Raw genomic sequence first — 19,690 nt, 5'->3', positions numbered from 1 at the left:
GCGGCCGGTTGGCCGCCGCCGTCCGGGCCGACGAGGACCGCCGGCCCGGACGGCGGGTGCCCGCCGAGCCGGCCGCCGTCCGGGACCGCGTCCCGGCCCGCCGTCACGGACAGGAGCGTGCCGGCCGCTCCGCCTCCGCGAGCGGCTCCAGCAGATACCCGCGTCCCCAGGCCGTGCGGATCGCGAGGTTGACCGGGACGAGGCGCCTCCTGAGCCGCATGATGTGCAGGTCCAGGGAGTTGCGCGTCGGGTTGCTCAACGCGGACCTGGCCAGGCGCTGTCGCAGCTCGTGACGGGGCACGACCGCCTCGAAGCGCTCCACGAACAGCTCCATCAGCTCGGTCTGGGTGGTGGATATCGTCACCCACTGCGCATCGAAGTAGAGCGTGCCCGAGGAGTCCAGGACGGGGGTCCTGCGACTGCGTGCCCGGTGCCGGAGGGTGGCGACCCGGGCCTCCAGGTCGGTACGGGATATCGGGGCACGTACCCAGTCCTCGCGCGGATCGCTGCACAGCGGTGGCTCCGCCCCGCCCTCCACCACGAGCAGACAGGGAATTCCTTCTCGCTTGCAGTGGCTGCGTAAGTTCGCCTGGGCGGGCCATCGCACGAACTTCACATCACTATTGGAGCTCTTGTACACGGCGACCCCCAGAGTGAATGGTCCCTGGCGCAGGCGGCGCCAACAGGATCAAAGAACCCTAGCAAGAGGATCGAAGGCCGGACAAGAACAGATTAATTTTCCTTGAGGATCCGGCGCCTGTTTTCTCCCGTGCCACAGCGGTTTCCCGGGGCTCTCCCGGATTCGGGAACGTCCTGTCGACAGGACATCCGGCAGGTAAGCGGAACGTCTGGTATCGCGAAACCCGCGCTTTTCGCGCGGGGCGCATTCCGGTGTTCCATGACGCGCCGTCGAGTCAGGATTTCGCGCCGTTTCCGGTCGTCACACCGCCGATGGGTTTCACGCCTCCCCCTCGGCCGGGCGCCGCGCCGGGTACCGGGAGCGCACCGCGGGGCTCGCGGCCGGACCCGCCGCGAACACGAGCGCCCCGGTGTCGACCCGGCGGCCCGTGGCCCGGTCCACCAGCACCGGCTCCACCTCCTGGCCGGTGGCGGCGTCCACCAGGACGACACTGCGCCGCTCGGGAGGCAGCCGGCCGTTGGCCCACGCGGCCAGGGCCAGCAGGACGGGCCTCAGCGAGCGGCCGAGGTCCGTGAGTACATAGGCGTCGTGCCGTGGTTCGCTCTCGCTCGGCAGATGCGTCATGAGGCCGGTTCTGACCAAGGTGTCCAACCGATTGGCAACCATGTTCGGTGCTATTTCCAGACTGTCGCGGAACTCTTCGAAGTGCGTGTGCCCCTCGCATGCCTCATGCAGCAACTCCAGCGCCCACCAGTCGCCGATGTGCCGCACGGCCCATGTCAATGGGTGGTCCTCCGTGCGCGCGCCCACCGTCATTTCCCTCCGCATCGCGCGCCGGTCGCGCAACAGTGCGCCGACGCGGTTGAGGCCAGAATTAAAAGGTTGAGCCTCAAATCTTCTGCGCACACTATTACGAGGACCCCGCCGGGCGTGCCCGCTATGTCGCCGTCCTGTCAGCGACCGGGACAGACGGCCTCCCCCCGACCGGGGCAGACTGCCCCCCTTCGCCCCGCACCCCCAACTGCCCCCCTTTCGCCCCGCACCCCCCGTGACCCCCTACCGTTCCCGCTCGGTGCCCCATGCCCGCCGACGGACCTGCCCGGAGGGCCGCGCTGCCCGCACGGGCCGGACGTGGGCGGTCCGGCCGGACGGACGATCCGGCCGGACCGGCCGGACCGGCCGGTCAGACCCTGTCGTGGCGCTCCGCCCGACGGCTCAGCGCCCGCCGGCCGCCCAGCAGCGCAAACGTCCAGGTCGCGGCGAAGGCCCAGATCACACCCGGGTTGGACGTGCTGATGCCGACCACCAGGAGGATCAGCGAGGCCAGGGCCGCCATGGCCATGAAGAACCCGCGGGCCGCTCCCGAGGCCGCCCACGCGCTGTGCAGCCGGAAGCTGATGCGCACCGCGCGCAGCCGTCGGTTCAGACGGTGGTCACGGTCGAGGGCCGCCTCCATCTCGTCCAGGATCCGTTGCTCGCGCTCGGGGAGCCGGCCTTTCGCCATGATCGCTACCTCCCACCACTCGTCTCGGCTCCGCCACGAGTGCCCCGGCACCCCTCAGCCCTAACGACACGGCCGCACCCACCGGACGCGGCGCCCCCGACCGCCCGGCGACGCCCGTGGTGGGCGGGGCGGAACGGGCCGTTCGGCGCGCAGGTCCGGCCCCTGTCCGAGACGCTTCCCGCGGCCCGGTAGGGTCCGATGGTCCCGGAGCAGGGACCCGGGGCCCGGGACCCATGACCCGGGGCCGGAACCGGGGCAGGGACCGGTGACCCGGGACGGCCGCGCGGGCGCGCGGCGCCGGGCGGTGCCGGGGGTGTCGAGGGGAGCGGAACCGTTGGGGCGGCAAGGTGCGAATGACGTTTGACTGGCGTCGGCGGCGTCCGGTGGTGGTGCGGACCCGGCGCGAGCGGATCGTGCGCGGCATCCTCCTCGCGGGCGTCGTGGTGCTCGCCATGATCGCGGTCCTGTCCATGTGCGGCACCGGCGCGCCCCGGGAGACCACCGGCGCCACCGGGCCCGAGCGGCCCCCGCGCCCCAGCTTCCCGGTGCCCGCCGGCTACGACACGGGCACGGGCTGGGACGTGTCCGGTGTCTCCGAGGAGTACGCGGTGGCCGAGAACACCGGCAGCGTCGCCGTGCTCGACGACACCGGGCGGGACCGCGCCGTCCGGGTGCGCGCCATCGACGTCACAAGCGGCAGGACCCGCTGGACGAGTGACCCCGTGAGGCCACTGGCCCGGTCCTGGACGAGGCCGCGGCTGCTGGCCGTCGCCAAGGGCCGCCGTGAGTTCTTCGTGGCCTGGTCCTACGGCGACGTCAGCACATCCGTCCTGGGCGGCGCCAGGACCGTCGTCTCCCTGGACATCTACGACGCGGCCTACGGCACCCGACGGCACCTGGAGGTGCCCTGGTCCGAGGCCCCCGACGTGACCGCCGGCGGTCCGGGGATCCTCATCGGACGCGGCGGCGACCACGCCGCCGTCGTCGATCCCGCCGACGGCGAGGTGACCAGCACGGCGGCGAAGGACCTCAAGTACCCCCGCGGTTGCGGCTCCTGCCGCCGCGACACCGACATCCGCGGGCTGACGTCGGACGGCCTGCTGGTGAGGGGCGCCAGGGAGTTCTGGGTGCGCGGCGGCTGGTACGGCCGCAGGACCGCCCCCAAGGGCACCGACCCCGCCTCCGGGGTGCCGGTCTCCGTGACCGCCGACCGCGTGCTCGTCAGATGGCGAAAGAGGCCCGGCAGCAAGAAGGCCGCCGAGTTCGAGACGTGGGCCGTGCACGACGCCCACAGCGGCAGGGTGCTTGCCGCCGCCGACTGCCACCGGCCGGCCGTCGACCCGGGCAGGTACCCGGAGCTGGTGTTCTCCTTCTCCGGCCGGTACGCCGTGTCCGGGGCGCTCGCCTTCGACCTCACCGGCCACAGGGGCTACTGCTTCGACAAGGAGGCGGGCAGCACGCACGGCGGCGCCCCACAGGCCCCCGCCCCGGACGCGGCCGACCCGGACGACCCCGCGGTCGACAAGGCCCCGCGGCCGCTGACCCTGACCACCGTGACCGACCAGGGCGTCGCCTACGGCACCACCGGCGTGCACACCGCCGCCGACGTACGCGCCGGCGCCGGCAAGCCCCTCCAGGTCTTGCCGGGGACGCACGCGCCCCACCTCCTCACCCCCGCCGCCCACCTGCCCGCCGCCGACCTCGGCGGCTACGGCCTCTTCATGTACACCGACACCAAGGACGTCCAGCACCTGGTCGGCTACCGGCGCACCACGGCGGACTGACCCGGCGCACTACGGCGGACTGACCCGGCGCGTACGGGCGTTGGCCCACACGCGCCCGGGCACGTTCGCTACCGTTGATCACCCGTGGCGGCGGGTGCCCGCCACGGTGCGGGCGGATTGGGGGAGGTGCGGGATGGTCGATCCCCTCTCGGTGGCGGCACTCACGGCCATGGTCGGCGCCGTCGGCTCCGGCATGGCGAACGAGGCCGGAAAGCGTGCCTATGAACTGCTCGGCGGCCTCGCCACCCGCATCGCCGGGCGCGAGGTCCCCGCGCCCTCCGCACCGGCCGAGTGGGACGCCCTGGTGCGGCTGCTGCGGGACGGTGCCCAGCGCGACCCCCGGCACGCCAGGAGCCTCGCCGGCATGCAGGCCCTGGTGCACACGGCACTCGACCGCTCCCACGCCCGGTACGGCGGCGCACCCCCGTTCCCGCCCGGCGTCCGTTCCTTCACGGACCGTCAGGAGGCCCTGGCCCGGCTCACCCGCGAGGCGTCCCGCAAGGCCGACGGCCGCCCGCGCCGCGCTCTCGTGCACGGCCCGGAGGGCATCGGCACCAGCGCCCTGGCCGTGCAGTGGTGCCGCGCCAACGCCCGGCGGCACCCCGACGGGCTGCTCTATGCCGACCTCCGCGGCGAGGGCCCCGGCCACGGCCGCGACGCCACCGTGGCCCTGCGCGACCTGCTGACCGGGCTCGGGCTCGCGCCCGAGGACATCCCGCCCGGCCACGACGAACGCGCCCGGCTCTTCCACCGGCTCACCGAGGACCGGCACCTGTGCGTCGTCCTCGACCACGCCGAGTCGGCCGCCCAGGTCGAACCCCTCCTCAGCGGCGGCTCCGGCGTGTTCACCATCGTCGTCGCGCACCGCCTGCTGCCCGGCCTGGACGCCGAACCGGTACCGGTCGGACCGCTCAAGCCGCGCGACGCGACCCGGCTCCTGACGCAGGTGGCCGGCAAGGAGGCTGTCGCGGCGGCGCGCGCCGTGCTGCCCTCGCTGCTGGAACGGTGTGCCGGCCGGCCCTACGCCCTGCTGGCCACCGTGCCGGACCTGGCCGCGGCGCCGCACGGAGCGCCCGGCCACCGCCGCGACACCGCAGGCGCCGTGCCCGGGACGGACCCCGTGGCGGCCATCGCCGCACGGGCCTGCGCGCGCCTGCCGGAGGAGGCCGCCCGCTGCTACCGCCTGTGGGCCCTGCGGCCCTGGCCCGCCCTCGGCCCGGCCGCCGCCGCGGCCATCGCCGAGGTCCCCGAGCAGGCCGCCGCCGAACTCCTCCACCGACTCGCCGAGCAGCGCCTGCTGGAGTCCGCAGGACCCGGCCGCTACCGCTACCGGGACGGCGTCCGCCGGCACGGGGAGGCCGAAGCGGTACGGCAGGACGGGCTCGCCGCCTGCGCCCGCGCCGTGCGGCGCGGAGTGGCCCACTACCTCGACTTCGCGGTGCACGCGGATCTCGCGGCGCTGCCGCAGCGCTGGCACCTCGGCCCCCGCTACCGGAGCGCCGCACCGGACCGGTACGCGGGCCCCGGCGAGGCCGTCGCGGCCCTCAAGGCCGAACTCCCCAATCTCGTCCAGGCGGTACGCGCGGCCGAGGAGTTCGAGGACGGCGACTCGGTGTGCCAGCTCACCGAGGCCCTGTGGGCGGTGCAGCTCAAGGCGGGCCGGCACGATGAACTGCTGCCGGCGCTGCGGATCGCGGCCCGCGTCGCCCACGAGCGGTTCCCCGGCACCCGGATGGCGGGACGCATGCACACCCAACTCGCCTTCGGCCTCAAGGAACTGCGCCTGTTCACGGAGGCGGAGGCACAGCTCGGGCGCGCGGCGGACGCGGTCCGCGCCGCCGGGCACACCCAGGGTGTGGCGACCGCCGTGGAATCGCTCGGCCTGCTCAGGCTGGACCAGTGGCGCTGGCAGGAGGCCCTGGACTGCTTCACCGAGGCCGCCGCCGTGCTCGACGGCATCGCCCCCGGCGACGAGGGCCACGCCGACCTGCCCCGCGCACGCGCCCTGCTGCACCGGCACCGGGGCCGGGCGCTGCGCGGCCTGGACCGGCTGCCCGAGTCACTTGAGGAGTCGGCCACCGCGCTCGCCCACTTCCGGTCCAGTGGCGAGCGGTACAACGCCGCACGCACCCTCTCCGACCTCGCCGAGACCCACCTGAAGGCCGCCGACCCGCGGGCCGCGCGGCCCCTCGTCGACGAGGCGCTCGCCGCGCTGGAGAGCGAGCAGGCCGACCACCACGTCATCCACCTGCGGGCACTGCGCGCCCAGTGCGTGGACGCCCTCGGAGCACCGGGCTGACGGTCACTCCAGGGCGGTGACGGTCACCCGGTGGGCGCCGTGCCCGGTGCGTACCGTCAGTCCGCTCGCGCACAGTTCCGCCAGGGACCCGCCGCCCGCGAGCCAGGCGTGCAGCGCGGATGCGTGGACGGCTGGGTCGGCGCCGTGCGGTTCCCCGGTGAGCCGGACGAGACGGCCCTGCCGGGTGCGGACCGTGCAGTGGCCCGGCGCGGTGACGTACGCGGTCAGCGCGCAGTAGCGGAAGCGTTCCAGGGTCTGCGCCGTCCACTCCTCGGGCGGGCCGAGCCTGGGGTCCTCGGCGGCCGCGTACTGGAGGATCACATCCGCCTGTGCCAGCAACCCCGGGTCCAGGGTGTCCTCGTGCACAGCGGTGTGCGCGGCGCCGTCCTCGGCCGGTTCGTGGGACGGGGCCGCATACCGGGTCACCGCGATGTCGCCGGGGCCCAGGAGCCGGGTGAGGACGCGCAGGGGAGCGGTGCGGACGACGGGCTGGTACGGCGGCAGCGGCAGCGGATCGAGCAGGGCCGGAGCGGCCGGTTCGGGCACGCCCATCAGGCTGTAGAAGCTGCGGCGCAGCAGCGCGGCGGACCGGCCGGGCGCGGAGCTGGTGAGCCGTGCGGGCCCCGGCAGCGGCCGGTGCTCCGCGAGCACCGCGTCGAGCTGGGGCCGCAGCGGGGCGTACGGGTCGAGTCGCGGCGCCTGACGGACGAACGCGGCAACGGGGGAGTCCGCGCCGAGCACCGAGAGGGCACCGGCGCCGAGGAGCACGGGGGTGCCGAGGGCGGCGGCGTAGTAACTGACGGAACCGAAGTCGCCGAGCACCGCGTCCGCGGCGATGAGCGCCTGGCGCCAGCCGGCCAGCGGGTCGACCAGGGTCAGCCCGGCGCGCCGGGCGCGGTCCAGCCAGGTACGGATCTGCCCGGGGCCGTGACCGTGCCAGATGTTGGGGTGCAGGACGGCGGCGAGGCGGTAGTCGTCGGCGGGCAGCTCGGCGGTCAGCCGCGGCAGCAGCAGGGGGAGGACGTCGTCCGTGCCGCCGTCGCCGAAGAGCGACTCGGGGTTCCAGGTGGAGTTGAGCAGCAGGAGCCGCTGGCCGTGCGCGACGCCCAGCGCCCTGCGGAAGCGGGCCCTGCGGGGCCGGGCCGCCAGGATGCGGTCGTAGCAGGGGTCTCCGGCGAGCACCGCGGTGGGGGCTGCCTCCGGGCAGGCGGCGCGCAGCCGCCCGAGCTGCTCGGGGTGCGACAGCACCAGCGCGTCCGCGATCGGCTCCCCGTCGGCCAGCAGTGACGCCCGCGACATCCCGAACACCCCGGGATCCGGCCTGCCCGACCACCCATCCCCACGGCCGTCAGGCTCTGCGGAAGCGTTTCCGTACTGCGACTCTCCGGGCGTCCGCGCCTCCGGGTCTCCGTTCTGCGGTTCTCCGGCTTCCGTGGCTGTGCGGCTTCCGGGCTTCCCGGTTTCGGGCTTCCGGGCTTCCGGGCTTCCGGGCTTCCGGGCTTCCGGGCTTCCGGGCTTCCGGGCTTCCGGGCTTCCGGGCTTCCGGGCTTCCGGGCTTCCGGGCTTCCGGGCTTCCGGGCTTCCGGGCTTCCGGGCTTCCGGGCTTCCGGGCTTCCGGGCTTCCGGGCTTCCGGGCTTCCGGGCTTCCGGGCTTCCGGGCTTCCGGGCTTCCGGGCTTCCGGGCTTCCGGGCTTCCGGGCTTCCGGGCTTCCGGGCTTCCGGGCTTCCGGGCTTCCGGGCTTCCGGGCTTCCGGGCTTCCGGGCTTCCGGGCTTCCGGGCTTCCGGGCTTCCGGGCTTCCGGGCTTCCGGGCTTCCGGGCTTCCGGGCTTCCGGGCTTCCGGGCTTCCGGGCTTCCGGGCTTCCGGGCTTCCGGGCTTCCGGGCTTCCGGGCTTCCGGGCTTCCGGGCTTCCGGGCTTCCGGGCTTCCGGGCTTCCGGGCTTCCGGGCTTCCGGGCTTCCCGGCTTCCCGGCTTCCCGGCTTCCCGGCTTCCCGGCTTCCCGGCTTCCCGGCTTCCCGGCTTCCCGGCTTCCCGGCTTCCCGGCTTCCCGGCTTCCCGGCTTCCCGGCTTCCCGGCTTCCCGGCTTCCCGGCTGTGGGCAGCCTCTTATTATAGCCAACCCCGTGGGAGAGTATGAGGAGTTTGCCCGGAATGCTCTTCAGGTCCCCGCCGAGGCTTGCCGAGATCGCCAGGTCCACGCGGGTGCGCAACGCCTGCTCCCACGGCAGCACCGGCACGCCCACCTCCGCCAGCAGTTCTGCCACACCGTGCTGGAAGGGCGAGGAGCCGGTGCAGGTCGCCAGCAACTGCACGCCGAGGTCGTCGCGGAAGAGCGGCAGGACGTCGAGGAGCCTGGTGGCGGAGGTGACGTTGTGTACGACGAGCAGGACGGTTCGGCAGCGGCCGCGGGTGGTCCAGCGCAGCGCGTCCGCGCCGACCGGTACGCGTATCCAGCCGGCCTCCGACTCCGCCACCGCCACTCCCTGGTCTCCTGCCCCTCCCGCGCGGACCGGGCAACGATAACCAAGGCCCGGGGAGCGGTGTCGTGGGCCCCGGGGCCCGCGGGCCGTGGCCGGGGCACGCCTGACGGGTCGGGCCCGCCGGCCGGACGCCACCGGACGAGGTGCGGCTCAGCGTGCGGCGATCATGCCCAGGGTGATCAGGCCGAGGACGACCCAGCCGAACCACAGCCAGCCGTTGCTTCCCATAGCCACCGTGTAGGCGGTCACCACGACCAGCGCCCCTACGGTGACGACCCCCATCGCCTTGGTGGAACCGGGCATCGCGGCACCCTCCTCACACCGGCCGGGCGGAGCCCCGCCCGCGCCGCGGTCCGACGCGATCTCGGTGCCCATCATCCTCCCGCCGGACGGCCCCGGACCAGCGGCCCTTCGGACACCCGGCGGGCGGTCAGTGCCCGCGGGCGTGGAGGGACGCCAGGTAGGCGTTGTACGCCTCCAGCTCCTTGTCGCCGTCCCGGTCCGCGGCCCGGTCCTCGCGGCGCGCCTGGCGCTGTTCCGAGCGGTACCACTGGAACAGCAGGGCCAGCAGCACCAGCACCGACGGCACCTCGCTGAACGCCCAGGCGATGCCGCCCGCCGCGGTCTGGTCGGAGAGCGCGTCGACGCCCAGCGAGGCAGGCGGATGCCGGTAGGCGCCGACCAGCGGGGTCGACGCCATCATCAGCGCGATCCCGAAGAACGCGTGGAACGGCATCCCCGCGAACAGCTCCAGCATCCGCAGTACATAGCCCGGGCGGTGCGGCCCCGGGTCCACGCCCATGATCGGCCAGAAGAAGGCCAGGCCGACCACCAGGAAGTGCACCATCATCACGAGGTGGCCGGTCCTGGACTCCATCAGGAAGTCGAAGATCGGCGTGAAGTACAGCCCGTAGAGGCTCGCGATGAACAGCGGGATGGTGAAGGCGGGGTGGGTGACGACCCGCATGAACCGGCTGTGCAGCAGCTTCAGCAGCACTTCGCGCGGCCCGGTGCGGCCCCGGCCCGCGACCGGCAGCGCGCGCAGCAGCAGCGTGACGGGCGCGCCGAGCAGCAGCAGGATCGGCGAGAGCATGCTGATGACCATGTGCTGCACCATGTGCACGCTGAACATGACCATGCCGTAGTCGTTGAGCCCGGTGCACATCACCACCAGCACGGTCAGCACGCCCAGGGTGAATGCCGCGGTCCTGGCCACCGGCCACTGGTCCCCGCGGCGCACCAGCCGCACCACGCCCCACCCGTACAGGCCGAGCGCCACCAGGCAGGCGACGAGGAAGAACGGGTCGGCGGACCAGGCGAGCCCGCGGCCCAGCGTGAACGGCGGCAGATCCATCGTCATGCCATGCCCGCCGTGATCCATCCGCCGGCTCCTGTTTCTGGGACATCCCCGGCCTACCGGGCCCCCTCACCGCCGGAAAGGCGTGGAAGGTACCGCCGGGGAGGATTGTGCGCTGCTGTCCGCACCAGACTAGGCCTGCCGTCCGCCGGACCGGCGACCGGGGTGCGGCGCGCGCCGCGGCTCCCGGCGGGCCGCGGCCCTCACAGCACGCACTCGGCCTCGGCGTACCGCTGGTCGGGCACGGTCTTCAACGTGTCCACGGCATCGGCCAGCGAGACCATCCGGATGTCGGTGCCGCGCAGCGCCGTCATGTGCCCGAACTCACCGCGGTGCACGGCCTCCACCGCATGCCAGCCGAACCGGGTGGCGAGCACGCGGTCGTACGCGGTGGGGGTGCCGCCGCGCTGCACATGGCCGAGGATCACCGGCCGCGCCTCCTTGCCGAGGCGTGCCTCCAGCTCGACGGAGAGCTGGCGGGCGACGCCGGCGAAGCGCTCGTGGCCGTAGACGTCCGTGCCCCCCTCGTCGAAGTCCATGGAGCCCGCGCGGGGCTTGGCGCCCTCGGCGGCCACCACGATCGCGAACTTCTTGCCCGCGGCGAAGCGGTCCCCGATCCGCGCCGTCAACTCGTCGATGTCGAAGGGCCGCTCGGGCACCACGATGGCGTGCGCGCCCGCCGCCATGCCCGAGTGCAGCGCGATCCAGCCGGTGTGACGGCCCATGACCTCCACGATCAGCACCCGCTGGTGGGACTCGGCGGTGGTCTTCAGCCGGTCGAGCGCCTCCGTGGCGACGCCCACGGCGGTGTCGAAGCCGAAGGTGACGTCCGTGCCTGCGATGTCGTTGTCGATCGTCTTGGGGACGCCGACGATCGGCAGGCCCGCGTCGGAGAGCATCCGGGCCGCCTTCAGCGTGCCCTCGCCGCCGATCGGGATGATCGCGTCGAGGCCGAGGTCGGCGAGGTGCCCCTTCGCGCGCTCCACGCCGTCCCGCAGGTGCGCGGGCTGGACGCGGGAGGAGCCGAGGATGGTGCCGCCACGGGCCAGGATGCCGCCCACCGCGTCCAGGTCGAGCTTGCGGTAGTCGCAGGTGAGCAGGCCCTTCCAACCGTCCTGGAAGCCGATGACCTCGTCGCTGTGGTCCACGAGGGCGCGGTGCACGATCGAGCGGATCACGGCGTTCAGGCCGGGGCAGTCGCCGCCGGAGGTGAGGACACCCATACGCATAGCGCTGGCTACCTTCATATCTTTACAACGTGGGCCGACGGCCGGACCGCGTCGTCCGGCTGGATCCCCGCCAGCCTACCGGCGCCGGGCGGCCCCGCCGAACCGGCGTCCGCCTGCTGGACGGGGCCGCGCTCAGGTGTTCGGCAAGGGGCTCAGGCGGGCTGCTGGGCGGCGGCGATGCGCTCGGCGCGGAGGGCCTCGTACCACCGGTCGTCGGCCGGCGGCAGGGCGTTCACATCGAGCGCCAGTTTGAGCAGCAGGTCCGCGATGCCCGGGTTGCGGGCCAGCACCGGGCCATGCATATACGTACCGAAGACCGTGTCGTTATACGCACCCTCGGTGCCGTCGCCGGTGCCGTTGCCCTTGCCGAGGCGGAGCCGGGCCAACGGCCTGGCGCTCGGGCCGAGGTGGGTGATGCCCTGGTGGTTCTCGAAGCCGGTGAGCTGCGGCAGGCGCAGCTGCGGGTCGATGTCGGCCAGCACGTCCCCGACGCACCGCTCGCCCTCGCCGCGCGTGGAGACCACGTCGAGCAGGCCGAGACCCGGCTCGCGCTCGCCGAGGTCGTTGATGAACTCATGGCCGAGGATCTGGTAGCCGGCGCACACCGAGAAGACGATGGCGCCGTTGCCGACCGCCCGGGAGAGGCCGCCGTCGCGGCGCAGCCGCTCGGCCGCGAGCCGCTGCGGGCGGTCCTCGCCACCGCCGATCAGGTAGATGTCGCCGGAGGTGGGCACCGGCTGGTCGCTGCGCACGTCGATACGGGTCACGGCCAGGCGCCGCTGCCGGGCCCGGCGCTCCACGACCAGCACATTGCCCTGGTCACCGTAGGTGCTGAGCAGGTCCGGGTAGACCCACACCACACGCAAGCTGCTGTCGCTCATGCTGAAAGGCGTCCTTCTCGGTTCTTCGGGCTCGGCGTGTCAGTTCCCGACGCGGCGGCGCAGGTCCTGGAACGCGGTGTAGTTCGCGATGGTCTCGATCCGGCCCGGGGGCGCCGCCTGTACCGCCTCGTCCACGTTCGCACAGACCTGGAACGACTGGTTCGCGACCTCCAGGCGCACCGCCAGGTCGAGCTTGCGGTCGCCGATCACGAAGATCGGGTGGCCGGTGAGCCGGGTGTAGTCGACGTCCCACAGCCAGGAGGTGTCGGTGCCGTCCGCGCCGCGGGCGTTCACCGAGAGGATGACCGGGGTGGGTGGCTGGTCGATCAGCGAGAACGTCTCCAGCCAGCCGGCCGGGTTCTTCGCCAGCAGCAGCCGCAGGTCACGCCCGAGGAACTGCACGACGTCGTACCGCCCGGCGACCGCCTGGACCTGGTACATCCGCTCCAGCGCGACCTGCGGCGGCACGCCGAAGGCGGCGGCGACCGCGGCGGACGTGGCGGCGTTGGCCTTGTTGGCGCGGCCCGGGAGCTGGAGGTGGATGGGCCAGGCGGAGCCCTGCGGGTCGATCACGTGGTCGCCGGCGAGCGCCCAGCTCGGGGTGGGGCGGCGGAAGCCGCACTCGCCGCAGAACCAGTCCTCGCCGGGGCGCTGCATCACACCACCGCAGGACGGGCAGGACCAGGCGTCGTCCTTCCACATCTGCCCGGCGGCCACCCAGACGACGTTCGGCGAGGAGGACGCGGCCCAGACCACCAGCGGGTCGTCGGCGTTGGCGATCACGATCGCCTTGGAGCCGGCCAGGCCCTCGCGCCAGTGCTCGGCGAGCATCCGGGTCTCGGCGGCCCGGTCGAGCTGGTCGCGGGAGAGGTTCAGCAGCGCGATGGCCTTCGGCTCCACGTCCCGGGCGACGCCGGACAGGTACTTCTCGTCGACCTCTATGACGCCGAACCTGGCGTCCGAGCCGCCGGCGAGGGCCGAGGTGATACCGGCAGGCATGTTGGCGCCGAGGGCGTTGGAGACGACGGGGCCCACCGCGCGCAGCGCCTCGGCGATCAGCCGGGTGGTGGTCGTCTTGCCGTTGGTGGCGGAGACCAGGACCACGTCCAGGTGCTGGGCGAGCCGGCCCAGCAGCTCGGGGTCGAGCTTGAGCGCCACCCGGCCGCCGATCACGGAACCGCTCCCGCGGCCCGCTGCACGGGATACCGCCGCGGCGGCCCTGCCCGCCGTCACGGCCAGCTTGGCCCGCGGCGTCAGCGGGTCCGAGTTGCCTGCCATTGTCGAGGTTCCTCCTTGGATGCAGCGCTGTGCCGGCCCCGGGCGAGTGGGTGCGGCCATCACGTGCCCCTCAGCCTATCGAGATCCGGTCACGGGCCCGAACAACGGCACTGTTACGGATCGGCCGCCGACCGGCCCCGGGCGGGGGCGTGCCGTGCGGACCGTACTCTTGCCGTCATGCGACACGGCTCGATACCGGGCGCCAGAGGGCGCGTACGACCGCTCGCCCTGTTCGGCGACCCGGTGCTGCACACGCCGTGTGCGCAGGTCACCGACTTCGGGCCGGCCCTCGACCGGCTAGTTGAGGACATGTACGCGACAATGTACGCGGCCCACGGGGTGGGGCTGGCCGCCAACCAGGTGGGGCAGGGACTCGCGGTCTTCGTGTACGACTGTCCGGACGACGACGAGCGGCGCCATCTGGGGCACGTGGTGAACCCGCGGCTGGTGGCGGCGGACGGTGACGTGGTGCGCGGGCCCGAGGGGTGCCTGTCGCTGCCCGGCGTCGAGGCGGGGACTCCGCGCTTCGACCATGCGGTGGTGGCGGGGGTCGATCTGCGGGGTGAGCCGGTGACGGTGCACGGCACCGGGTTCTTCGCGCGGTGCCTGCAGCACGAGGTGGACCACCTCGGGGGGCGCGTGTACACGGAGCGGGTTGTGGGGTGGCGCCGGCGGCGTGTGCGGCGGGCGGTGGCTCGTGTGTCCGGGGGGCGCGCCCCCCAGTCCCCCGGGGATCGGCCCCCGGCCTCGTCCTCGATCGCCGGGTCGGCTTGATCTGCCGCCCCTCGGGCTCGTCCTGAAGCGCCGGACCGGCTTGATGCCACCGTGCGACCGGCCGCGTCAGAAGCGGGGGCCGCCCGCCACGTCGCCCGCCGCGGCCAGGCGGCCCCACAGCAGGTCCGCGAGGCTGTGCACGAGCTCCGAGCGGGAGCAGGGGCGGTCGGCGAGCCACCAGTCGCCGGCCGCGTGCATCATGCCGACGATGCCGTGGCCCCAGACGCGGGCGAGCAGCTGGCCCTCCGGGCCCAGGTCGACGCGTTCCTCTATGACCTTCGCCAGTTCCTCCCCGAGGCGGCGCAGCAGGGGAGCGGAGTGGCGGCCCACGTCGAAGCCGGCCTCGCCCCCCGGGGAACCCTCCGACGGGTGCATCAGGAAGCGGTACACCTGCGGGCGCGCCTCGATGGCCGCCAGATAGGTGTCGAGGGTGGCCTCCACCCGCTTGCGGCGCTCCGCGGGCGCGTCGAGCGCCGCGCGCAGGGCCTCCAGCAGGGCGTCGGTGTGCCGCTTGGCGAGCGCCGCGTAGAGTCCTCCCTTGTCGCCGAAGTGGCGGTAGAGGATCGGCTTGGTGATGCCCGCCTCGGCGGCGATCGCGTTCATCGAGGCGCCGGGTCCGTCACGCAGCACCACCCGGTCGGCGGCCTCGAGCAGCTCGCGCCGCCGCTGCTCCGAGGACCGCTGCGGTGCGGTCCGCTGTGTGATGTCCATGAATTCTCCCCGCCCGTGGTGAGTCGGTGACGCCTGCGCAAACTAACACTTGCGGAAGGGTTGGCCTCGAACGCGCTGCCGGGCGGGGGTGGGGCGGCGGGAGTTGACATCGGCTACCGGCCGGTAACAGACTCCTGTTACCGCAAGTAATAGCGGGGAAAGACAGTGCTGGAGGGGACATGGCGGAGTTCACCATGGAACTCAACGACGAGCAGAAGGAGGTCCAGGAGTGGGTCCACGGCTTCGCCGCCCAGGTCATACGTCCCGCGGCCGCCGAGTGGGACGAGCGTGAGGAGACGCCCTGGCCGGTGATCCAGGAGGCCGCCAAGGTGGGCATCTACTCCCTGGACTTCTACGCCCAGCAGTACTTCGACCCCACCGGCCTCGGCCTCCCGATGGCCATGGAGGAGCTGTTCTGGGGGGACGCGGGCATCGGCCTGTCGATCGTGGGCACCGGCCTCGCGGCCGTGGGCGTCCTCGCCAACGGCACCGATGAGCAGATAGGCACCTGGATACCCCAGATGTACGGCGACCCCGACGACGTCAAGGTCGCCGCCTTCTGCTCGTCCGAGCCCGACGCAGGCTCCGACGTCGCCTCGATGCGCACCCGCGCCGTCTACGACGAGGCCAAGGACGAGTGGGTGCTCAACGGCACCAAGACCTGGGCGACCAACGGCGGCATCGCCAACGTCCACGTGGTCGTCGCCGTCGTCGACCCCGAGCTGGGCTCCAAGGGCCATGCCTCCTTCATCGTCCCGCCCGGCACGCCCGGCCTGTCCCAGGGCCAGAAGTTCAAGAAGCACGGCATCCGCGCCTCGCACACCGCCGAGGTCGTGCTCGACGACGTACGGGTGCCGGGCTCCTGCCTGCTCGGCGGCAAGGAGAAGCTGGACGAGCGGCTGGCCAGGGCGAGGGAGCGCGCCAAGGGGAGCGTGAAGAACGCCGCCATGGCCACCTTCGAGGCGTCCCGCCCGGCGGTCGGCGCGATGGCGGTCGGCACCGCACGCGCCGCGTACGAGGTGGCGCTCGACTACGCCAGGACCCGTGAGCAGTTCGGCCGGCCGATCATCGACAACCAGGGCGTCGCCTTCCAGCTGGCCGACATGCGCACCCGTATCGACGCGGCCCGGCTGCTGGTCTGGCGCGCCTCCTGGATGGCCGCGAACGGCAGGAAGTTCACCTCGGCCGAGGGCTCCATGTCCAAGCTGTTCGCGAGCGAGACCGCCAAGCAGGTGACCGCCCAGGCCGTGCAGATTCTCGGCGGTAACGGCTACACCCGTGAGTACCCCGTGGAGCGGATGCACCGGGACGCCGCGATCTACACCATCTTCGAGGGCACGAGCGAGATCCAGCGCCTGGTCATCGCGCGGACCCTGTCGGGCATGCCGATCCGCTGACGCCCGCCGGCGGCGGTCACCCGGCCCCCGGGGGGCTCCGCGCTCCGCGCTTCGAGCGGAGCCGGGACGGTGGAGGGCGGTGGCCGGGGGCGGCCGCGGCTGTCCCTGTGAACTCCTGGACGACCGGATCCGCGTCCCCGTCGCCCTCACCGCCGGGGGCCGTGGCGGTCCGCGCGTCCCGTGGTGGCCGGGCGCGCGGTTCCCGTGCCCCTGTCGGGGACGGGCACGCCCGGACGCTTCCGGGTCAGGGCACGGCGGGCGGGCGGTCCTCCGCCACCCGGGGCCGCGGCCGACGGGTGGCGGGCGGCGGGCCGTGCCTGAGCGGGGTGAGCTGCTCGATGTCGTAGCGGCGGCGCAGCTCTGCGATGGCCGCGTGGTCGGGCGGGCCGCCGGCCGCGAGGATCTCCAGCAGCTCGTCGAAGTACCGCTCGTGGTCGGGTGGCGGTGAGGCCTGGAAGAACATCTTCGCGGGGCTGTCCGTGGGGTTGGCGAACGCGTGCGGGCAGCCCGGCGGCACCACGATGACGGTGCCCGGCGTGGCCCGCACCACCCGGTTGCCCGACGCCGACTCCCAGCGCTGCCAGCGGTCCGGGGTGCGCACCCGGGGCTCGAAGGCGAGCACGTCCAGCTCGCCCTCCAGTACGTAGAACAGCTCCTCGCTCTTGGTGTGCACATGAGCGCCCACGTCGAAGCCGGGCGGCACCATCACCTCGAAGCTCGACGCGCTGCGCGAGTGCGAGCCGGTCACCTTGAACGTCACCTGCTGGGCGGGCGTGCGCACCGTGCGGCCGTGCCCCGGCGGCACCAGCAGGCCCTCGGGCGGGGTGAGCGCGGTCATGGGTCTCCCTGGAGACGGTTCGGACGGTCGGTGCCTCCCGGGCCCGCGGGGCCCGGGAGGCCGTGTTCACCGGAGCACACGGGCGCCGGTCACCAGGTGACGGGCAGGGCCTCCGGGCCCCGGATCAGCGCGCCGCGGCGCCACGGGACCTCCTCGGGCGGCACCGCGAGCCGCAGCCGGGGCAGCCGGTCGAGCAGGGTGTTCACCATCAGCTCGGTCTCCATCCTGGCGAGGATGCCGCCCGGGCAGTAGTGCGGGCCGTGCCCGAAGGAGACATGCGGGTTGGGCGTGCGGTCGAAGTCGATCCGGTCCGGGTCGGGGAAGACGTCCGGGTCGCGGTTGGCGGCCAGGTACGAGACGTACACCGGCTCGCCCTTGCGGATGAGCGTCCCTCTGATCACCACGTCCTCCATGGCGATCCGGGAGAGGCCGACCGCGGAGCGGTGCGGGATGTACCGCAGCAGCTCGTCGATGGCCTGCCCGCGCACGCCGGGCTCGGCGCGCAGCCGGTCGGCCAGCTCGGGCCGGGCCAGCAGCAGGTAGAACATCTGGCCGCTGTTGTTGGTGACCGCCTCGCCGCCGATCTGGATCAGCACCGCGAGGCCCACCGCCTCGTCCAGGCTCATCTCGCCCCGGCCCACCGCGGCGCCCAGCAGCGAGGTGACGTCCTCGGCCGCGCTGCCGCGCCGCTCGCCGATCAGTTCGGTGTAGCGCGCCGCCATCTCGTCCTTCGCCCGCTCACTGACGTGGGCGCCGTGCGACGAGGAGAGGATGAGCTGGGTCCAGGTGTGCATCCGCTCGTGGTCCTCGTCCGGTACGCCCATCAGCTCGCAGATCACGGCGATCGGGAACGGGCTCAGTACGCGCTCCGTGAGGTCGGCGGGCGGGCCGTCCGCGAGCAGCCGGTCCACCAGGGAGTGCAGCGCGGCAGCCGACCGCTCGCGCACCGCCTCCACGCCCCGCGCGGTGAACGCGGGTGCCACGGCCCGGCGCAGCCGGGTGTGGTCCGGGGGATCGGCGAAGCCGACCGCGCCCGGCACCGGGATGAAGTGCGGGGCCAGCCGGGTGACCTGGCGCTCCATGACGGCCTGCCGGCTGAACCGGGGATCGTTCGTCACCATGCGCACATCGTCGTGGCGGGTGACCAGCCAGGCCCAGCCCTCGCCGTTCGGCAGCCGGATCCGGGTCACCGGGCCCTCGCGCATCAGCTCGGCCAGTACCGGGTCGAACTCCACGGAGGTCAGGTCCAGCGCGGGCCAGAACCGCACGGGCGGCAGGGCGCGGGGGTCGGAGCCGACCGTGTCGTCCGCGCTCCCGGGGGGTCTGTCGGCCGGCTCCTCGAGGGCCGTGGGGCCGGCTGTCGTGTCGTCGGTCATACGGTGACCTCCACCGCGGTGGGGACCCGGTCGTCGGACGTCCAGTTGCCGAGTGCCATCTCGGCCGTGATGCCCGGTCCGAATCCGGCGAGCAGACCACGGGCACCGTCCTCGGCGCCCCCTTCGTCGAACAGCCTGCGCAGCGCGTCCAGGACGACGGCGCTGGCGATGTTCCCGTACTCCGTGAGCGTCTCCCTGCTGAAGCGGAACGCTTTGGGCGGGACGCGCAGGAACTTGGTGAGGTCGTCCAGGATCCGGGGACCGCCGGCATGGATGATGTAGAAGTCCAGGTCGGAGGCGTCCCAGCCGTGGAGTCCCGCGAGCTGCTTGAGCGCGGGAGCAAGCGGCTCCATGGTGCCAGGCACGCGTTTGTCCAGCAGGAAGTGGAATCCGGTCGCGCGGACGTCGTAGGCGATCCAGTCCTCCGTCTTGGGGATCAGGTACGAGCCGTTGCGGACCAGTTGGACGCCGGTGCCCCCGGAGCCGCGCACCACCGCGGCAGCGATGCCGTCGCCGAACAGCCCGTTGGAGAGCAGCGAGCCCACGCCGAGATCCATCGGCTGGTAGCACAGCGAGCAGAACTCGCAGGCGACGATGAGTGCGTTCTTCTCGGGATAGGCGGTGCAGAAGTCGTGGGCGCGGTTGATCGCGGCGCCGCCGGCGGCGCAGCCGAGCTGGGCGATCGGTATCTGGCGGGTGTTGCTGGGGAAGTCCAGCGTATTGATCAGCCAGGCGGTCAGCGACGGCATCATGAAGCCCGTGCAGGACACGTAGATGATCACGTCGATGTCGCCGGGGGACAGATCGGCGTCGTCCAGGGCGCTCAGCACGACGCCGGGCACCCGGGCCTTGGCCTCGGCCTCGTACAGTTTGTTGCGCTGCTCGAACCCCGGATGCTTCAGGGTCTCCGAGATGGGCTGCACGATGTGCCGGGTCAGGACCCCGGTGTTGCCGATCAGCCGCAGCGCCAGCGGGAGTTGAGGGTGGTTGGCGTGGAGGGTGCGCGCGAGGTCGAGCGTCTCCTCCATGGTGATGACGTGTTCCGGCACGGAGACCGTGGGCTTGCACAAAGTGGCCATGAACCTGAACCTTCTCTCGCCCCCCGAGTGTGAAGGTGGATGTCCCCACGATCTCCCGACCCGG

General features: G+C 73.2%; 17 protein-coding genes and 1 pseudogene. 4 read left to right on the top strand and 14 right to left on the bottom strand.

From position 1 onward, the window contains the following. Positions 1 to 103: 103 nt before the first annotated feature. The 3 genes from ACSMXW_RS01800 to ACSMXW_RS01790 all read right to left on the bottom strand — a co-directional run bounded on the left by ACSMXW_RS01800 (position 104) and on the right by ACSMXW_RS01790 (position 2,144). Entirely contained in the window at positions 104 to 616 is a 513-nt protein-coding gene (locus tag ACSMXW_RS01800) for a winged helix-turn-helix domain-containing protein (RefSeq protein ID WP_485803461.1), read from the bottom strand. Positions 617 to 958: 342 nt separating this feature from the next. Beyond that, a complete protein-coding gene (locus tag ACSMXW_RS01795; RefSeq protein ID WP_485803459.1) occupies positions 959 to 1,423 on the bottom strand; it encodes a winged helix-turn-helix transcriptional regulator in 465 nt (154 codons plus the stop codon). Between the two features lie 400 nt (positions 1,424 to 1,823). Beyond that, complete coding sequence (locus ACSMXW_RS01790) at positions 1,824 to 2,144, bottom strand: DUF3040 domain-containing protein (RefSeq protein WP_485803457.1); 321 nt, start codon at positions 2,142 to 2,144, stop codon at positions 1,824 to 1,826. Between the two features lie 353 nt (positions 2,145 to 2,497). On the opposite strand from ACSMXW_RS01790, the gene ACSMXW_RS01785 reads away from it, so the two are divergent. Both ACSMXW_RS01785 and ACSMXW_RS01780 read left to right on the top strand, forming a co-directional pair. Beyond that, positions 2,498 to 3,928: a hypothetical protein gene (locus ACSMXW_RS01785; protein ID WP_485803455.1), complete on the top strand. Its 1,431-nt coding sequence runs from the start codon at positions 2,498 to 2,500 to the stop codon at positions 3,926 to 3,928. Positions 3,929 to 4,061: 133 nt separating this feature from the next. Beyond that, a complete protein-coding gene (locus ACSMXW_RS01780) occupies positions 4,062 to 6,227 on the top strand; it encodes a tetratricopeptide repeat protein (RefSeq protein WP_485803453.1) in 2,166 nt (721 codons plus the stop codon). A gap of 3 nt (positions 6,228 to 6,230) precedes the next feature. Here ACSMXW_RS01780 and ACSMXW_RS01775 read toward each other — a convergent pair whose 3' ends face one another. The 7 genes and pseudogenes from ACSMXW_RS01775 to ACSMXW_RS01745 all read right to left on the bottom strand — a co-directional run bounded on the left by ACSMXW_RS01775 (position 6,231) and on the right by ACSMXW_RS01745 (position 13,451). Beyond that, the gene (locus ACSMXW_RS01775) at positions 6,231 to 7,526 is read right to left on the bottom strand and encodes a hypothetical protein (protein WP_485803452.1); all 1,296 of its coding nucleotides are present in this window, start codon (positions 7,524 to 7,526) and stop codon (positions 6,231 to 6,233) included. Between the two features lie 769 nt (positions 7,527 to 8,295). Beyond that, positions 8,296 to 8,700: pseudogene (locus tag ACSMXW_RS01770) on the bottom strand (hypothetical protein); the annotation flags it as partial. A 156-nt stretch (positions 8,701 to 8,856) separates the two neighbouring features. Beyond that, a complete protein-coding gene (locus ACSMXW_RS01765; protein WP_485803450.1) occupies positions 8,857 to 9,009 on the bottom strand; it encodes a hypothetical protein in 153 nt (50 codons plus the stop codon). Positions 9,010 to 9,136: 127 nt separating this feature from the next. Further along, a complete protein-coding gene (locus tag ACSMXW_RS01760; RefSeq protein WP_485803448.1) occupies positions 9,137 to 10,087 on the bottom strand; it encodes a cytochrome c oxidase assembly protein in 951 nt (316 codons plus the stop codon). A gap of 179 nt (positions 10,088 to 10,266) precedes the next feature. Beyond that, a complete protein-coding gene (locus ACSMXW_RS01755; protein WP_485803446.1) occupies positions 10,267 to 11,292 on the bottom strand; it encodes a 6-phosphofructokinase in 1,026 nt (341 codons plus the stop codon). A 152-nt stretch (positions 11,293 to 11,444) separates the two neighbouring features. Beyond that, positions 11,445 to 12,173 (bottom strand): type 1 glutamine amidotransferase, encoded by a 729-nt coding sequence (locus ACSMXW_RS01750; protein ID WP_485803445.1) that lies wholly within the window; start codon positions 12,171 to 12,173, stop codon positions 11,445 to 11,447. 39 nt (positions 12,174 to 12,212) lie between these two features. After that, a complete protein-coding gene (locus ACSMXW_RS01745; protein ID WP_485803443.1) occupies positions 12,213 to 13,451 on the bottom strand; it encodes a DUF1727 domain-containing protein in 1,239 nt (412 codons plus the stop codon). Positions 13,452 to 13,628: 177 nt separating this feature from the next. On the opposite strand from ACSMXW_RS01745, the gene def reads away from it, so the two are divergent. Then, entirely contained in the window at positions 13,629 to 14,225 is a 597-nt protein-coding gene (gene def, locus ACSMXW_RS01740) for a peptide deformylase (protein WP_485803442.1), read from the top strand. A gap of 66 nt (positions 14,226 to 14,291) precedes the next feature. Here def and ACSMXW_RS01735 read toward each other — a convergent pair whose 3' ends face one another. Then, the gene (locus ACSMXW_RS01735; RefSeq protein WP_485803440.1) at positions 14,292 to 14,936 is read right to left on the bottom strand and encodes a TetR/AcrR family transcriptional regulator; all 645 of its coding nucleotides are present in this window, start codon (positions 14,934 to 14,936) and stop codon (positions 14,292 to 14,294) included. A 179-nt stretch (positions 14,937 to 15,115) separates the two neighbouring features. Between ACSMXW_RS01735 and ACSMXW_RS01730 the strand changes: the two genes are divergently transcribed. Then, positions 15,116 to 16,333 carry an acyl-CoA dehydrogenase family protein gene (locus ACSMXW_RS01730; protein ID WP_485803439.1) on the top strand — a complete coding sequence of 406 codons (1,218 nt, stop codon included), beginning with the start codon at positions 15,116 to 15,118 and terminating at the stop codon, positions 16,331 to 16,333. A gap of 244 nt (positions 16,334 to 16,577) precedes the next feature. Here ACSMXW_RS01730 and ACSMXW_RS01725 read toward each other — a convergent pair whose 3' ends face one another. The 3 genes from ACSMXW_RS01725 to ACSMXW_RS01715 all read right to left on the bottom strand — a co-directional run bounded on the left by ACSMXW_RS01725 (position 16,578) and on the right by ACSMXW_RS01715 (position 19,626). Then, a complete protein-coding gene (locus tag ACSMXW_RS01725; protein WP_485803437.1) occupies positions 16,578 to 17,171 on the bottom strand; it encodes a cupin domain-containing protein in 594 nt (197 codons plus the stop codon). An 89-nt stretch (positions 17,172 to 17,260) separates the two neighbouring features. Then, entirely contained in the window at positions 17,261 to 18,547 is a 1,287-nt protein-coding gene (locus ACSMXW_RS01720; RefSeq protein ID WP_485803436.1) for a cytochrome P450, read from the bottom strand. Beyond that, positions 18,544 to 19,626: a type III polyketide synthase gene (locus ACSMXW_RS01715; RefSeq protein WP_485803435.1), complete on the bottom strand. Its 1,083-nt coding sequence runs from the start codon at positions 19,624 to 19,626 to the stop codon at positions 18,544 to 18,546. Before ACSMXW_RS01715 ends, ACSMXW_RS01720 begins: the two co-directional genes overlap by 4 nt. Positions 19,627 to 19,690: the final 64 nt, after the last annotated feature.

Source organism: Streptomyces sp. DSM 116793, assembly GCF_057320905.1.
This window is presented reverse-complemented; position numbering and strand designations above follow the sequence as displayed.

Excerpts from the sequence above, each read along its gene's own strand:
- ACSMXW_RS01790 (WP_485803457.1), bottom strand. The coding sequence starts at position 2,144 with ATGGCGAAAGGCCGGCTCCCCGAGCGCGAGCAACGGATCCTGGACGAG.
- ACSMXW_RS01785 (WP_485803455.1), top strand. The coding sequence starts at position 2,498 with ATGACGTTTGACTGGCGTCGGCGGCGTCCGGTGGTGGTGCGGACCCGG.
- ACSMXW_RS01780 (WP_485803453.1), top strand. The coding sequence starts at position 4,062 with ATGGTCGATCCCCTCTCGGTGGCGGCACTCACGGCCATGGTCGGCGCC.
- ACSMXW_RS01775 (WP_485803452.1), bottom strand. The coding sequence starts at position 7,526 with ATGTCGCGGGCGTCACTGCTGGCCGACGGGGAGCCGATCGCGGACGCG.
- ACSMXW_RS01765 (WP_485803450.1), bottom strand. The coding sequence starts at position 9,009 with ATGCCCGGTTCCACCAAGGCGATGGGGGTCGTCACCGTAGGGGCGCTG.
- ACSMXW_RS01760 (WP_485803448.1), bottom strand. The coding sequence starts at position 10,087 with ATGGATCACGGCGGGCATGGCATGACGATGGATCTGCCGCCGTTCACG.
- ACSMXW_RS01755 (WP_485803446.1), bottom strand. The coding sequence starts at position 11,292 with ATGCGTATGGGTGTCCTCACCTCCGGCGGCGACTGCCCCGGCCTGAAC.
- ACSMXW_RS01750 (WP_485803445.1), bottom strand. The coding sequence starts at position 12,173 with ATGAGCGACAGCAGCTTGCGTGTGGTGTGGGTCTACCCGGACCTGCTC.
- ACSMXW_RS01745 (WP_485803443.1), bottom strand. The coding sequence starts at position 13,451 with ATGGCAGGCAACTCGGACCCGCTGACGCCGCGGGCCAAGCTGGCCGTG.
- def (WP_485803442.1), top strand. The coding sequence starts at position 13,629 with ATGCGACACGGCTCGATACCGGGCGCCAGAGGGCGCGTACGACCGCTC.
- ACSMXW_RS01735 (WP_485803440.1), bottom strand. The coding sequence starts at position 14,936 with ATGGACATCACACAGCGGACCGCACCGCAGCGGTCCTCGGAGCAGCGG.
- ACSMXW_RS01730 (WP_485803439.1), top strand. The coding sequence starts at position 15,116 with ATGGCGGAGTTCACCATGGAACTCAACGACGAGCAGAAGGAGGTCCAG.
- ACSMXW_RS01725 (WP_485803437.1), bottom strand. The coding sequence starts at position 17,171 with ATGACCGCGCTCACCCCGCCCGAGGGCCTGCTGGTGCCGCCGGGGCAC.
- ACSMXW_RS01720 (WP_485803436.1), bottom strand. The coding sequence starts at position 18,547 with ATGACCGACGACACGACAGCCGGCCCCACGGCCCTCGAGGAGCCGGCC.
- ACSMXW_RS01715 (WP_485803435.1), bottom strand. The coding sequence starts at position 19,626 with ATGGCCACTTTGTGCAAGCCCACGGTCTCCGTGCCGGAACACGTCATC.